We start from the raw sequence: 15,345 nt of genomic DNA, 5'->3' as shown, positions 1-15,345 counted from the left end.
TGTGTCAATATTTTTTCTGGCAGATCTCTGATCTGTCTTTTCGTGCTGCCTTTTTTTAATAAATACTATCAGGAGTATGCTCGTTTATTTTCAAACATACTCCTGATTCCTTTTCATTATTCAATTAGCTTAATGACATTACCCTCACGGGGAGCTTTGAACTTATAAAAACTATTACGGGACGTCGAGGACGCCGTCCCCTACTAAGCACTAATCACTAATAACTAAAAAAGGCGTGACACAAGTCACGCCTTTTGATATTATTACTTGTTGAGATTTGCTTCGATCATGTCGAGCTCATCGTAGAGTGCCTGCGGGATATTGCCGCCCTTAGCCTTGATGTCCTCGTCATAGTATCTTCTCATCTCAGCGATCTCCTTCTTCCACTCGTCCTTATTGACTGTGAGGAGCTGCTGGAGTGCAGAAGCGGGAACCTCGTCCTCGATGCCCTTGAGGTTGATGTCCTCAGGCTTAGGAAGGTATCCGATAGGAGTCTCAACAGCGTCAACTTCGCCGTCAACTCTCTTGATGATCCAGTCAAGAACTCTCATGTTCTCGCCGTAGCCGGGCCAGAGGAAGTTGCCCTGGTCGTCTGTTCTGAACCAGTTTACATTGAAGATCTTAGGAGCCTTGCTACCGAGTCTTGCGCCCATTTCGAGCCAGTGTGCCCAGTAGTCGCCAACATTGTAGCCGATGAAAGGCTTCATAGCCATAGGATCGTGACGGAGCACGCCTACTGCGCCTGTAGCAGCAGCTGTTGTCTCGGAAGATACAGCTGATCCGATGTATGTACCGTGTGTCCAGTCGAATGACTGATATACGAGAGGAGCTGTTGATGCACGTCTGCCGCCGAAGATGATAGCAGATACAGGAACACCCTCAGGATTGTTGAACTCAGGAGAAATGCATGGGCAGTTCTGTGCAGGAGCTGTAAATCTTGAGTTGGGGTGAGCAAGCTTCTTGCCCTCAGCTACCCAAGCCTCACCGTCGCACTTGATACCTGTCCACTCTGTAGCGTCCTTAGGCGGATTCTCGTTGAGCTTCTCCCACCATACAGTGTTGTCGCTGTTGTCAAGAGCAACGTTTGTGAAGATAGCGCCGTTCTTTGTGCAAGCGAGAGCATTGTAGTTGGACTTTGCATTTGTTCCGGGAGCAACGCCGAAGAAGCCGTTCTCAGGGTTGATAGCGTAGAGTCTGCCATCCTTGCCGGGCTTCATCCAAGCGATATCGTCGCCGACTGTGAATACCTCATAGCCGTCCTTCTTGTATCCCTCAGGCGGAATGAGCATTGCAAGGTTTGTCTTTCCGCAAGCTGACGGGAAAGCAGCTGTGATATACTTAACTTCGCCGTTTGGCTTCTTGAGACCGAGGATAAGCATATGCTCAGCCATCCATGCCTCGTTCTTGCCCTGGAATGAAGCGATACGGAGTGCAAAGCACTTCTTGCCGAGGAGAACGTTTCCGCCGTAAGCAGAGTTGATAGACCAGATTGTATTTTCCTCAGGGAACTGAACGATGTATCTCTTCTCGGGATCAACGTCAGCCTTTGAGTGGAGACCTCTTACGAAATCGTCGGAAGTATCACCGAGGTTCTCGAAAGCCTGCTTGCCCATACGTGTCATGATGTTCATATTGAGTACAACGTAGATAGAGTCTGTTACCTCTACGCCTACCTTAGCAAGAGGAGAACCGATAGGGCCCATTGAATAAGGGATTACGTACATTGTTCTGCCCTTCATAACGCCCTTGTACATAGGAGTAAGGAGAGCCTTCATCTCATCGGGAGCCATCCAGTTGTTTGTAGGACCTGCACCCTTCTTTTCCTTGGAGCAGATGAATGTTCTGTCCTCAACACGTGCAACGTCGTTAGCACGGGTTCTGTGATAGAGACAATTCGGATACTTCTCGGGATTGAGCTTGTACATTTTGTCCCAGCTGTCATCGGGGAGCGAAGTAACTTCCTCGATAAGTGAGTCGATCTGCTCCTTTGAGCCGTCGATCCATACTACCTTATCAGGCTGGCAGAGAGCAACCATCTCGTCAACCCACTTTAATACGTTGGGATTTTTTGTCAATGACATTGTATAATACCTCCTAAAAGATTATCAGATAATATGCGGAAATAACCTCCGCAAACAGAAAGTCAGTAAAAAACCGAACGTTCCTCAAATACTATTATATCTGTTTTTTGTCAATGTGTCAATAGTCAGTTACGGTATTTTTTAGGAATAGCAATATTACCTAAAGTTATTGCAATTATTGCGGTTCCGGATATTTGCGGAGCAGTATAAAGCGGTAAACCGTAAATGTGATATATAAAAAAACGCACGTTGTTATATTTTTGTCAATAGCACTGTACGATTGATATTTCCGATTGAATGTGATATAATAAATCATAATTTATATTTGTAGGGGACGGCGTCCTCGACGTCCCAATGTAGGGGAGCCCGCCCTCGGGCTCCCGCCAAAATAATTACGTTTCCCCACGGGAGGGCGAGGCGCCCTCCCTTACAAACGGCTAATGGCTAACGGCTTCAAAATTTAACGGCAAAGCCGTTAAATTTTGATTTACATAAGGAGGATCAGATGGAAACAAAGAAAAAGGCAACAAACTGCGAGACCTGCACAAACTACGTATACGACGAGGACTATGAATGCTACGTTTGCATGGTCAATCTTGACGAGGACGAGATGTACCGCTTCTTGCAAGGTACGAACTACGCCTGTCCCTACTACCGCCTCGATGACGAATACGGCGTAGTCCGCCACCAGAACTAATATATGACATGACTTTCGGCAGTACCGTCAGCGCACAGCTCCGCAACTGATGCAGAACCGTTTTCGCACAGCTCCCCAAGTACGGTTATAACTCCGCATTCGGGTGCTATCCCCTGCTTTACAGCCTGTTCGGATATGCCGATGAGCTGCTCGGCGCTGTACTTTTCAAGGAGCTCTCCCCCGTTTTCGCAGTACACAACCTTGCACGAAGGCGAGACCTTCCATTTATTAAGCATATGCCCGAGAAGTTCCCTGCATTCATTGCCGTCCACGATAATGAGCTCGGTATAGCCTGTAAACAGCTCCCTGCCGTTTTTCAGTTCCGCGTCGGACTTAGCCCGGTCTATGTCCGCACCGATGCCCGAAACGGTCTTTTCTTCGCCAAAAAGTGCAAAAACTGCTGCCTTTTCACCGCTCCCCGTCACGGAAGCCGCTCTAAGGTAGCTTTTCTCATGTATCCTGCCTGAAGCGCAGCCTGTGGTGAAGACTGCCGCAAACGCAAGAACTGCCGAAATCAAAGCTTTTTTCATTCATTTTGCTCCTTAAATAATATTTTTACCGTGTTAACTGATTGTTCATATAAATGTGCTAAAAAATCTACATTGTTTCCCCTGAAATATGCTATTATATAAATTGAGAAATTGTAGGGAGGTGAACCAATGAAAATCTCTGACACCTCAGAAGATACTGTTGTGGATGTTGTTGAACAATTCGACTATTCAACGCAGAACGAAGCCTATAATGAGAGCTTCGTCACATGGCGCAGAAAGATAGACAACCCATACGCCTTCAACTTCAGCCGCAACCGTCGTGAAAGCGTTTTCGTAGAGGGAAAAGGCTTTGAAAACAGGTCTTTCGCTGCTGCGGAACAGGATTCGATAAGCAAGATAATGAACGTTACGGGCATAGCGATGCTCATATGGATATTTGTAGACAATCTCGTAAGCCGTCTGGCTGTTGCAGCTTTCGATCTTTTCGGATTTGACATACACACATCTTTTTTCAATAAAGCTCTTTACGGCGGAAGCACAGAGATAATCACCACTCTGATACTCATATCCGTACTGAAAATACTGCTTCCGGCCTACTACCTCAGACGAAAGCTCAGGCTGCCAATGCGCGTTGAGTTCATGACCACGCTCAACCATGCGTCTGATATGTTCGGAGCTATATTCATGGCTCTCTCGGTAAGCGCAATAACAAGTATCCCCAGTATCTACACAAACAGAATGAGAGAGGTATTCGATTACTTCAAGTCCATAAATGCCGACGCTTCTGTATGGGGTCAGGACCAGTTCGTTGTGTACACCGTTTTCGATATAATAGTAGTCACCGTCATCTCGGAGCTTTTCTTCCGCGGCGCAGTATTCGGAGCTCTCAGACAGTTCGGCGACTATTTTGCAGTTATAATCACATCTGTAATGTCGGGACTGCTCGTTCAGGACTTCCTTGAAATGCCTGCGGCTATAATGATATCAGCAGTAGCCTCCATAGGAATGCTGAGGAGCGGCTCAATATTCACCGCCATATTTGTACAGGCAATATTCAAGATGTATCGTCTAGCTCTAGTTCTTACGGACGCAGGCGTAAAGGATTCTCTCCACCTGAGAAGAAACAGCTTTATCCTCATAGTGTTCCTGATAGGAGCTATGGGAGCAAGTATGCTTTACCTGTTAAGAAGACACCAGGAACTCCACAGGATAGCCCACTATAATTCAGAACTCACCATGAAGGAAAGAATGATCGTCGCGTTCAAGGCTTTCCCCGTATCAATTGTTGTGTGCTTCTGCCTGCTTGTGGCTGCCATACAGGTAATAAGTCAGATCATAGGAGATTAAATGGAAAAATATATGCACCGTGCCCTTGTGCTTGCACAGCTCGCATTCGATGAGGGCGAAGTCCCTGTGGGAGCCGTCGTGGTGAAAAAGACCACAGGCGAAATAGTCGGCGAGGGAAGGAATATGCGCGAGAAAGCTAAAAACGCACTTGCTCACGCAGAGCTCATAGCCATAGACCAGGCGTGCAGGACCCTCGGAGGCTGGAGACTTCCCGAATGCGCTATATACGTAACTCTCGAACCCTGCCCCATGTGCTGCGGAGCTATTATCAATTCGCGCATAGACGATGTTTTCTTCGGCGCGTATGACCTGAAAAGCGGCTCTGCCGTTTCCGTGCAGAAGATGTTCGATCTGCCATATAACTACCGCCCCGAGGTAACGGGAGGAGTAATGGAAAAGGAATGCTCGGAGATACTGTCAGAGTTTTTCAGGCAGCTGAGACAGAAAAAATAAAAAACGATCACTTATCCGCTGAGTTTTTCAGCGGATTTTTTGCTGCCGCCGAAACTATCAGCACTGCCGCAGCTGCCGCAGCCCTTGCCATTATCAGCTCCCGTCCCGAAATGAGCAGAGCCGCTCCCAGTATAAGAACTGTCATTGTACAGCTCCTCCATCGGCTGAACTCAGGAAAGATACGCTTCAGCAGGTAAGCTCCCGTCATGACCTGCAGCGTCACGGAAAAAGCTGCAAATGAAATGAATATCACAAGGAAGAGCGAGTCTATCCTCTGCGCTTCAAAGGGCTGCGAGAGCTGTGCCGCCGTTATCACAGGGAACTCCGTAACGCTGACGATACCGCCTGCGACCGCAAGAGAAGTCAGTACGATCACTGCTGTCAGCACAGCCTTTGCTCCGAAATACAAAACAGCCGCACGGCTCCGCTCTCCCCTCGTCTTTTCAAGGAGCACGAAAAAGCTTCCGAGACCGCCGCTTACTGCAAAGCCCCTGGCAAACCCGTAAAAAAATCCCTGCTTTTCGGGGCGGAATAAATTTTCCCAGTCGGCAGTGAAAGCCGCGCTCGCAAAGTCGATGATTATGCACAGCAGTCCTGCCGCCGCAGCTATCACCGCCGCCCGTGAAACCGCCCTCAGCCCCGTTGAAGAGCTGTAAAGGCACACAAGTGCGATAAGACCTGCCGTTAGCAGTCTCCCCCATATGCCGTTCCTGTCCTCGTAGGGGATATATATGACTCCGCTTGTCCGCCACAGCGAAGCAAAAACAGCTCCGCCGCAGAATACCGCGTACAGCAGGTAGATTATATGCTGCCACTTTGCGCTCCTGCCGCCGTGAAGCACGGATATCAGCGATAACAGGAACTGCATGGCAGCAGCCGACAACAGTCCGTACAGCGTCATGAGGGAAATGCTGACGCTCAGGCAGAAAAGCCCGAAAACGTCAGTTATTATCAGCATTGCGGCGAGCTGATACCTTGATATGCTATTCATGGTACTCCTCCACAGTAAATCCCCGGCTCTGCATTTTCTTCACGCTGCTCCGCACGGCAGTATCCCTCATGCCGGAGGCTTTGAACGGTGAAAGAGGCGCAGTATAAGGGAATCCGTAATCCTCAGTAGCGCAGATGTTCACGAGTACTCCGCAGGCAAGAAGGCTTATTCCGAAAAGTCCGAGAGCTCCCCCTGCGATGATGAACGCAAAGCGCAGCACGGTTATCTGCGGATTCAGCTCGGGGACTACCAGTCCGCCAAGAACCGCAAGCGCAGTCATGGTCAGCAGCGGCGTGCTTATCAGTCCCGAGTTTACTGCCGCGTCACCTATGATAAGTCCGCTGATAATGCTGACAGCTCCGCCTACAGGCTTCGGCAGGCGCACTCCTGCCTCACGTATTATCTCATACATCAGCAGTGCAAAAAGAGCTTCCGTAACTATTGACATGGGAGCTTTTTTCTCCGCGTCCACAAGCAGCATGAACAGAGTGCTGTTGAGAAGCTCGGGGTGGTACATGACTATAGACACATAGAACGACGGAAGAAGTACAGCCGCAAGAAAAGCGCCGTATTTCAGCCAGCGTATGAATGTGGAATAATAAGGCTTGAATGCGTAATCGTCAAGGGTCTGGAAGCTCTCGCAGAACAGCCGCGGAACAACTATGGCATAGGGCACTCCGTCAACGAAAAGAGCGGCTCTGCCCTCTATCAGCTTCGAGCACAGCACATCGGGGCGCTCGGTAGTTCCCGCAGAGTCGAATATCTCAAAGCTCCCGTTCTCGAGAAAAGGGCGGAGCTGCCCCGTGGTGAGTACAGCCTCAAGCTCCACGTCGTCAAGGGAGCTTCTTATCTTTTCAATGAGAGATTCCGGCACGCGGTCCTTCATATAGCACAGACAAAGGTCCGTATAGCTCTTGCTGCCCTTTGCAAACAGCTCCATGACAAGCTCGGGACTTTTTATGCGCCTGCGTATCTGCGACATATTCACGCGGACAGTCTCCGTGAAGCCCTCATGAGCGCCCATGATATTGCCCTCTCCCGAGGGCTCATCGACTCCCCTTGCCGCATAGCCCTGCACTCCGAAAGCAAGTCCCGTTGTCATGCCCTCCGCAAGAAGCACCGCAAAGCCAGAGTTCATAAGCCTGAAAAGGGTATCATAGTCGCCGACCTCTGGGCGGTCCGTGGAGAGAAGAAGCTCCTCGTTTATATAGTGAAAAAGCTCCGCCGCGCTGTGCTTTTCGGGGATATCGGTAATGGGCTCGAAGATAAGCTCGGTTATGACAGACGTGGAGACCATGCCCTCGCAGCATAGCAGGGCGCAGTGTATACCGCCTGTAACGAAGCGGTTTATGAGGACGTCCGAGGAGCCCCCCGAAATACGTCGTATCTCATTAATGCTGCTGTCAAGAACCGGCAGAAGTCCGCTTTTTTCCATACATTTCACCTCGGAGGTAGTATGTGCCGTATCTGCATGATTATACCTATAGGGAAAACCGTACCCTGCATATGAAAAAAGGGCGCACACTGTGCGCCCATGCGTAACGCCGGAAACGGCGTCCACAACAATTATTTCTTTATCTTCATTGAGATATCGAAGCACTTGACGGAATGGGTAAGAGCTCCCAGGGAAATGATATCCACACCCGTTTCCGCAACGGAGCGGATATTCTCGGCAGTGACATTTCCCGAAGCCTCCAGCATTGCCCTGCCGTCGGTTATGGCAACCGCCTCCTTCATCTCATCACAGCTCATATTATCGAGCATGATTATCTCCACCTTATTGTCAAGAGCCTCGCGGAGCTCGTCAAGTGTACGTACCTCCACCTCTATCTTTACTGTATGACCTATCTTCTCGCGGAGAGCCGTAACAGCTGCGGTGATACCGCCGTATGCATCAATGTGGTTGTCCTTGAGCATAGCCGCGTCCGAGAGGTTGAAGCGGTGATTCTTTCCGCCTCCCACAGTTACGGCATACTTCTGAATGGCACGAAGTCCCGGGAGAGTTTTTCTTGTATCGGTAACAGCCGCCTTTGTTCCCTTTACAAGCTCAACGCACTTGTTTGTGGCAGTTGCGATACCCGACATATGCTGTAAAAGGTTAAGGGCAGTCCTTTCACCCTTGAGCAGAGTAAGGGTACTTCCCTCAAGCTCTGCGATGATATCGCCCTTCTTAACCTTTGTGCCGTCATTCAGGAGTATCTTAAAGTCCACATCGCCGCCTGCAAGGTCGAAAACGCGCTTTGCCACCTCGATACCGCAGACAACTCCCGTGTCCTTTGCAACGTAGTAAGCGGAGCTCCTGTGCTCGGGGGGGATAAGGTTATCGGCAGCCGCGTCGATGTAGTTTATGTCCTCCATGAGGGCAGTGGTGATTATATTGTCAACATAGCATTGTAAAAGCTTCATATCATATCTTCCTTTCTGATGCAAATCAAAATTTAACGGCTTTGCCGTTAATTTTGAAGCCGTTAGCCATTAGCTAATAGCCTTTAGCCGTTTGTAGGGGGCGATGCCCACATCGCCCCGTCGTTTTTTTATTATACCGCGGGCGGATGATATCCGCCCCTACATCGGGACGCCGAGCTGTGTAGGGGAGCCCGCCCTCGGGCTCCCGCCAAAATAATTACGTTTCCCCACGGGACGTCGAGGACGCCGTCCCCTACAAATATAAATTATGATTTATATCTGGAGTCAATGCACAGGAACTCCTCTAAGGTTAGCCCCGAATCGGCGACCTCCTTTGCAAGCTCCTTTCCGAGGTAGCGGACGTGCCACGATTCGTACTGATATCCCGTTATATCCTCCTTGCCGAGAGGATAGCGTATGATAAATCCGTACCTGACGCAGTTTTCGGCTATCCATTTTGCCTCGGGCGTATTGTTGAACCAGGTGCCTGCATAGTTTATATCCATTGCAAGCCCCGTCTGGTGCTCGGAATGACCTGCCCTTGCGGAATAAGTGTCCGCAGCAGCTTTTCCGTCACGGGCGACGTAATTAGTGTACAGCTGATTCTGATACGAGTACGAACGGAAACCCGAAACGATACTCAGGCTGTATCCAGCCTTTTTCGCGTCAGCCTGCATTTCATTGAAGGCTGCCTGCGCCTCGGGAAGTATGCCGCCCGGAGCGTAGTCCGCAGGCAGGGAATAGGTCTTGTTTGCGATGAGTATGCCGTTCACATAGGTGATACCGCCGCGGACCTCTATCTCCTGACGTGTGAACCTTTCAGCAGTCCCGTCGCTCCATGTCACAGTGAAGTGCATGGAATCATTGACCGTCTTTTTACCTGCCGTGGAGTTCTCCGTACCGCCGAAGCGGAATGTGATGTTTTCACCGTCGGGAGCGTATTCGAAACGGCTCACATCTCCGTTTTTGCCGGTGAGCTTTCCACTGAGACCGTTTATCTCAAAGGTACGCCCCTGAGAAGTCACCCACCTGCCCGTGAGGAACTCCGTGGCTTCTATTTTACTATCGCAGAAGTACCTGAAAGTCTCAGTGCTGCCGTTCTCCCATTTCAGTATGAAGCTGAGCTCGCTGTCCCACGTCACGAACGCGGACATTTCTGCTCTTCCGACTCTGAAAACCATGAGGTCTCCCACATCTTCGACTGTAAAAAACTGTGAACTTCCGCTGTTCGGGTCGACAATGCTGACAGTTCCGCTGTCAAAGCTGAAATAACGCTTCGCGCCGCCGCAGTCCCCTATCCACGTACCAATTGGGAGCTTATCCCTGCTGCGCAGAATAATATCCTGCAAAGCCGGAAGGTCCGCAGAATCAACATTTCCGTCGCCGTTTACGTCGGCGGCTATGGTCTGTGTTTCGTTCAGCCCGTATCTGCCGAGAAGAAAGTTCCTGAAAACCACAACATCGCTGACTGAGACAATGTCATCGCGGTTTAAGTCGCCCTTCAGCATTACCGGCGCGGCAAAAGCGGGATATGCAGCCGGAAAAGCCGCAATACTGCTCAGAACAGCAACAAAGACAGCAGCTTTTTTTATATCAGTCATACATATCCCCTCCTGTCTGAAAAGGCAAAATATTTTTGCCGTTTTTTTACTGCATTACCTCACCGAGAATTATATATGCAACAGTAACTATCGACTTAGCAAGAACGAAATCCGCGTCAACAAGATAACCGCCGTTTATAAGGTCCTCGCGTATCTCCTTTACGCGCCTGAAGCCCTCTGCTGCCGCTTTCTTGTCGGGGATAACGAAATAGCAGTTCTGAAGTATCTTTCTTGTTTCCGTGCGGACTCCCTTCGGTATCTTCGGACTTCCGATATGGGCGTCGAACTCAGCCTCCTCGAAATCCTTTGGGGCGTCCGCAAGCTTTGAAGCGATATTGTTTGCCGCATGGCGTGAGAACACAAGAGCCTCAAGGAGCGAATTGCTTGCAAGGCGGTTGCTGCCGTGAACTCCCGTATGCGAGCATTCTCCGCAGGCATAGAGATTGGGCAGGCTCGTTTCGGAGTTGTTGTCAACGTCTATGCCGCCCATGAGGTAGTGCTGACACGGGAATATCGGTACAGGCTCCTTTGTAAGGTCATAGCCCTGCTCGAGAAGGTTCTTGTATATCATCGGGAAGCGCTTTTTGAGAAATTCGCTGTCCTTGTAGCTTATATCGAGGTAGAAGTCAGTGGAGTTCTGCTTTCTCGACTCAAGGACGATAGCGTGTGATACAACATCTCTCGGAGCGAGCTCAAGGCGCTCGTCGTAGTTGTGCATGAAGCGCTCCTTCTTGCAGTTGAGGAGGTAAGCTCCCTCGCCGCGTACAGCCTCCGAGATAAGGAAGCACTCGCGTGTGGCGCGGTTGTTGAAGGCTGTGGGGTGGAACTGCACATAGCTGAGATTCTTTATCTTTGCGCCCATTTCATAGGCAAAGGTGATACCGTCGCCTGTTGCGATAGCGGAGTTGGTCGTGAACTGGTAAACTCTTCCGATACCGCCTGTTGCAAGTATCATGAAGTGGCAGTTGCAGGTCTCGTAGCTGTCGTCGGGGAGCTTGAGAAATGCGGAATAACCAGTCTTTGTCTGCTTGACAGCGCACATGATGGTATTTTCCATGATAGTCACGTTGCTGAGCTTCTGAACGTTTTCGAGGAGAGTCGAAGTTATCTCCTTGCCGGTAGCGTCTGCATGGTGGAAGATACGGTGGTGGCTGTGACCGCCCTCGAGTGTGCGGTGATATGTACCGTCGGGGTTCTTGTCGAACTCAACGCCGAGCCTGATGATATTCTCGATATCCTGTGCAGCCTCGCTTACGAGGGTATGAACAGCTTCCACATTATTCTTGAAGCTGCCTGCAATGAGAGTATCGTTCTGGTGATACTGGATATTGTCCGTGGGAGAGTTGTAAACTCCTGCGATACCTCCCTGTGCGAGGGAGGAGTTGCACAGCGGCAGGTCGCGCTTGCAGAGAATGAGTATATTGAGCTCCTTAGGGAGGTTGATAGCCGCGTAAAGTCCTGCTGCTCCGCAGCCTGCTATAATAACATCATAATTTTTCGACATGATAAAGGACCGTCCTTTACATAAAAATCTATACATAGTTATTATAGCACACTTACAGCGGATTGTAAATGATTTTTTGCCTTGTCGTGTGAAGAACAGAGAACTAAGAGCCAAAAACTAAAAAACAGTGCCCGAAGGCACTGTTTCAGCTACTTTTTCTTCCATTTCAGCAGCGCAAAGGCTGTTATTCCCGTCAGGAGCGCGGTCAGCGTAAGCGCCACCCACGTATAATTGAACGGTATATCCTCAGTATTGATACCGTAGAAAGCAAACATGATATTCGGTATCTCAAGTATGATAGTGACGATAGTAAGTCTCCACATGACAGTATTCTGATTATTGGAGATTATCGACGAGAAACCGTCCATCATACTGGACAGGATACCCGAGTAGATACTTGACATCTCTATCGCCTGCTTCATCTCTATGAGCACGTCCTCAAGAAGGTCCTGATCCTCGTCGTAGAGCTTTATTACTCTGCCGCGGAATATCTTCTCGATAGTTGCCTCATTGGCTTTGAGGGATGTGGAAAAGTATACGAGAGACTTCTCCAGCGCAAGGAGCTGCATGAGAAGCTCGTTCTTCATGGCGTCGTGGAGCTCCTGCTCGGCTGCCGATGATATCTTGTCTATCTGTTTCAGGTAAGTAAGGAACAGAGCCGATATCCTCAGAAGCAGCTGCAGCACGAATCTCGTCTTGAAATCGGGGCGGAGATTGCGTATGCCGCCTCTTGTCGCCTCGTTGATTATCTGGGTTTCACGGATCGAGATAGTGAATACGTACTCAGCCGTGACTATTATACCCATAGGCAGGGTATAGAAGTTCTTGGTCTTGTCGTCGTCGATAGCCGAGACAGGCGTATCTATGATAACAAGGGTCTGATCGTCCTCGCGCTCGATACGCGACGACTCCTCCTCATCTATGGAGGACTTTACGAAGCCGCTGTCGAGACCGTAGTCCTCGATGAGCTCCTTTACCTCCTGAGGCGTTGGGTCAACAACGGATACCCAGCAGCCTGCAACGGGAGCGTCGCACTGCGTAAGCACGCCCTTTTCGTAATTATAAAAGTTTATCATGTCGTTCGCCCTCCGCATACTGCGGAAAGACTTGCTCCTTTCACCGAGATTCACTTCGGCAAAAGGACGAGAGCATTATCGTCTGCCGAAGCGTGGAATACTATTCAAATTCCCATAAGGGTCAGAACTCATAATGCACCTCCTGATTCATAATGCAGTATTATTATATCACACTTTCCGTACCGATTACAAGTATTTTTTCAAAAAAATCAGCTGTCAGACATAATGTCTGACAGCTGTGAAATGATTCATATCATTTTAAACTCAGTCCTCGTCGCGCTTTCTTGAACGTGCTGCGAACGAACCTGCTGCTGCAAGGAAGATGACTGCAAATGCAGCTCCCATGCCCTTGACGCCTGTCTTAGGCGAATTGGAAGAGCTCTTTGTAGCAGTTCCGTTGGACTTTGTCGTGGTTGTTGTAGTAGTTGTTGTCGTTGTTGTAGTTGTTGTCGGTTCAGTTGTGGTGGTTGAAGCCTCTGTTGTAGTCGTTCTTGAAACAGAGCTGCTGTCGTCGGTGACTGTTGTTGTAGTAGCAGTCAGCTCCTGACCCTTCTGATCCGTTGTAGTAGTTGTTGTAGTCGTTGATGTAGCTGTTGTCGTGGTCGTTGATGTAGTTGTTGTACTTGTTGTAGTAGTGGTGGTCGTAGTTGTAGTCGTTGTAGTAGTAGTTGTTGTTGTGGAAGTTGTGGTGCTTGTTGTTGTAGATGTAGTTGTAGTTGTGGTTGTTGTAGTCGTTGTGGTCGTGGTAGAAGTTGTTGTGGTTGTCGTGGTTGTAGTAGTCGTTGTGCTTGTTGTAGATGTTGTAGTTGTAGTAGCAGGTGTTGTTGTGGAAGTTGTTGTGCTTGTTGTTGTAGATGTAGTTGTTGAGGTCGTAGTGCTTGTTGTTGTGGTGGTGGTCGTAGTTGTAGTAGATGTAGTAGTCGTCGTTGTTGTGGTCGTAACGATACGCTTATCCGTCATTACGACTGTATCATCAGACTCGCCGCCCTTTACTACCTTGCCGTTCTTTACTGTGAACTCTATGCTTTCTGCCTTTTCATACTCAGCAGGAGCCTGGAGCTCAACAAGGGTATATGTACCGTCCTCAACTGATACAATTGTCTTTTCTGTACCTGAGATCCATACAAGTGCGCTGCCGACGCTGTTTACAGCCTCGCCGTCCTTGCCGACCTCAAGCTGACCGTCCTTGAAGGTGATAGCCTTGCCCTCTGCAGTCTTACCTGTGAGAGTGAGCTTAGCGCCCTTGACCTCGCTGCCTGCAATGTCGTCAACCTTATTGATATTGACCTTTGCAGTTGCAACAGCGGTCGTAGTCGTTGATGTTGCGGTACTTGTTGTTGTGGAAGTTGTAGTGCTTGTTGTGGTAGATGTAGTTGAAGTCGTGGTGCTTGTTGTAGTTGATGTTGTTGAAGTTGTAGTGCTTGTTGTAGTTGATGTTGTCGTTGAAGTTGTAGTGCTTGTTGTGGTAGATGTAGTTGTTGAAGTTGTAGTACTTGTTGTTGATGTAGTTGTTGAAGTTGTGGTGCTTGTTGTTGATGTAGTTGTCGAAGTCGTTGTAGTTGTAGTGGTCGTAGTAGCTGATGTTGTGGTAGTTGTAGTAGTTACAGCTTCCGCATCGCAAACCTCAATGGTGTTGCCGTTCTTGTCAACTACATAATATCCGTTCTCGGCGTCCTTATCATTTTCAGTCTTGAGATCCTTGCCGCTTGCGTCAACGATCCTGCTGTCCTTGATAGTAAATTCAAGCTCGGAGGTAATGATATCATATGTCTTGCCGCCGTCCTCGAACTTGTCGCCTGTTTCCTTGAGCTTGTACTTTCCGTCTGTAAGAGCCTGAACGATCTTTGCAGCGGTTCCCGATACCCATTCGATACCGATCACCTTGTCATTGCTGTCATAAACGTTTATGAATCCACCGTCCTTGTTTGCTTCAAGGATAGGAGCCCAGTCTATATCAGCGTTAGTGATCTGGATAGTAGCTCCTGCGATCTCGTTTTCGCCTGTGATATCGCTCTTGCTTATGCTTACATATGCAGCGTCCTCTACCTTGAAGCTCTTTCCGTCCTCAGATACAGAGGTCCTGCCGTTTGTAACTGTGTCTACCTTTGTTACCTTGCCGTTTTCAACTGTGAATGTGAACTCGGTAACTACTGAATAGCCTGTAGGAGCTGCATTCTCAACCAGTGAGTAAACGCCGTCCCTGAGACCTGTGAGCTTAGCGCTGTTGCCCTCGAACTCGATGGACTTGGCGCCCTTTGCAGCAGTCTTGGCAGCTGCTCCCTCACCGACTGTTACGCCGCCGAGGTCGTTTGTTTCACCCTTAGCGTTGAGTGTGAACTTAGCCTTTCCTGCTGACTCGGGGATAGGTGTTCCGCCGAGTGAGAGCTTGTCGATGGTGATAACTGACTGAGTATCCTCAACTACAAGGTGACCGTTCTCATCAACATAAGCCTTGCCGTCCGTTACGGTGCTTACGTCTGTAACCTTGCCGTCCTTGACTGTGAATGTGAACTTTGTTACAGTTGTGTAGCCGTCGGGAGCTGCTGTCTCTTCGAGACTGTACTTGCCGTCCTTCAGACCGTCGAACTGTGTATTATTACCTGTGAACTTTGTGCTTGTTACTTCGCCCAGAGCTGTGCCGCCGTTTACCTTTACGCCTGCAAGTGTCTTGCCCTCTTCCTCAACTGCGAGTACGAAT

At 49.2% G+C, this 15,345-nt stretch carries 12 protein-coding genes; 3 read left to right on the top strand and 9 right to left on the bottom strand.

Annotated elements, in window-relative coordinates:
* Positions 1-263 precede the first annotated feature (263 nt).
* On the bottom strand, positions 264-2,081 hold the full coding sequence (locus IKW96_RS06430) for a phosphoenolpyruvate carboxykinase (GTP) (RefSeq protein WP_296571936.1): 1,818 nt from the start codon (positions 2,079-2,081) through the stop codon (positions 264-266).
* Positions 2,082-2,586: 505 nt separating this feature from the next.
* Here IKW96_RS06430 and IKW96_RS06425 point away from each other — a divergent pair.
* Positions 2,587-2,778 carry a DUF6472 family protein gene (locus IKW96_RS06425; RefSeq protein WP_296571933.1) on the top strand — a complete coding sequence of 64 codons (192 nt, stop codon included), beginning with the start codon at positions 2,587-2,589 and terminating at the stop codon, positions 2,776-2,778.
* Here the strand turns inward: IKW96_RS06425 and IKW96_RS06420 are convergent.
* A complete protein-coding gene (locus IKW96_RS06420) occupies positions 2,775-3,308 on the bottom strand; it encodes a hypothetical protein (RefSeq protein ID WP_296571931.1) in 534 nt (177 codons plus the stop codon). The two genes, IKW96_RS06425 and IKW96_RS06420, sit on opposite strands and share 4 nt — an antisense overlap.
* A gap of 129 nt (positions 3,309-3,437) precedes the next feature.
* On the opposite strand from IKW96_RS06420, the gene IKW96_RS06415 reads away from it, so the two are divergent.
* Positions 3,438-4,616, top strand: a complete 1,179-nt coding sequence (locus IKW96_RS06415; RefSeq protein WP_296571928.1) for a CPBP family intramembrane glutamic endopeptidase — start codon at positions 3,438-3,440, stop codon at positions 4,614-4,616.
* Positions 4,617-5,069, top strand: coding sequence for a nucleoside deaminase (locus IKW96_RS06410; protein ID WP_296571926.1), 453 nt, complete (start codon positions 4,617-4,619; stop codon positions 5,067-5,069).
* A gap of 7 nt (positions 5,070-5,076) precedes the next feature.
* Here the strand turns inward: IKW96_RS06410 and IKW96_RS06405 are convergent, their stop codons facing one another.
* The 7 genes from IKW96_RS06405 to IKW96_RS06375 all read right to left on the bottom strand — a co-directional run.
* The gene (locus IKW96_RS06405; RefSeq protein ID WP_296571924.1) at positions 5,077-6,060 is read right to left on the bottom strand and encodes a hypothetical protein; all 984 of its coding nucleotides are present in this window, start codon (positions 6,058-6,060) and stop codon (positions 5,077-5,079) included.
* Positions 6,053-7,495, bottom strand: a complete 1,443-nt coding sequence (locus IKW96_RS06400; RefSeq protein ID WP_296571921.1) for a spore germination protein — start codon at positions 7,493-7,495, stop codon at positions 6,053-6,055. Before IKW96_RS06400 ends, IKW96_RS06405 begins: the two co-directional genes overlap by 8 nt.
* Before the next feature lie 131 nt (positions 7,496-7,626).
* Positions 7,627-8,466 (bottom strand): carboxylating nicotinate-nucleotide diphosphorylase, encoded by an 840-nt coding sequence (gene nadC, locus IKW96_RS06395; RefSeq protein ID WP_296571916.1) that lies wholly within the window; start codon positions 8,464-8,466, stop codon positions 7,627-7,629.
* A gap of 266 nt (positions 8,467-8,732) precedes the next feature.
* Complete coding sequence (locus IKW96_RS06390; RefSeq protein WP_296571913.1) at positions 8,733-10,067, bottom strand: D-alanyl-D-alanine carboxypeptidase family protein; 1,335 nt, start codon at positions 10,065-10,067, stop codon at positions 8,733-8,735.
* Positions 10,068-10,113: 46 nt separating this feature from the next.
* Positions 10,114-11,571, bottom strand: a complete 1,458-nt coding sequence (locus tag IKW96_RS06385) for an FAD-binding protein (RefSeq protein ID WP_296571910.1) — start codon at positions 11,569-11,571, stop codon at positions 10,114-10,116.
* A gap of 149 nt (positions 11,572-11,720) precedes the next feature.
* A complete protein-coding gene (locus tag IKW96_RS06380) occupies positions 11,721-12,647 on the bottom strand; it encodes a magnesium transporter CorA family protein (protein ID WP_296571907.1) in 927 nt (308 codons plus the stop codon).
* Positions 12,648-12,911: 264 nt separating this feature from the next.
* Positions 12,912-15,345, bottom strand: a 2,434-nt coding sequence (locus IKW96_RS06375) for a SpaA isopeptide-forming pilin-related protein (protein WP_296571904.1), incomplete at its 5' end; no start/stop codon positions are given.

The organism is Ruminococcus sp. (assembly GCF_017549005.1).
Classification (GTDB): Bacteria; Bacillota; Clostridia; order Oscillospirales; family Ruminococcaceae; genus Ruminococcus.
Note: the sequence above shows the minus strand (reverse complement) of the source record. Positions and strands in the feature narration are given on the sequence as shown.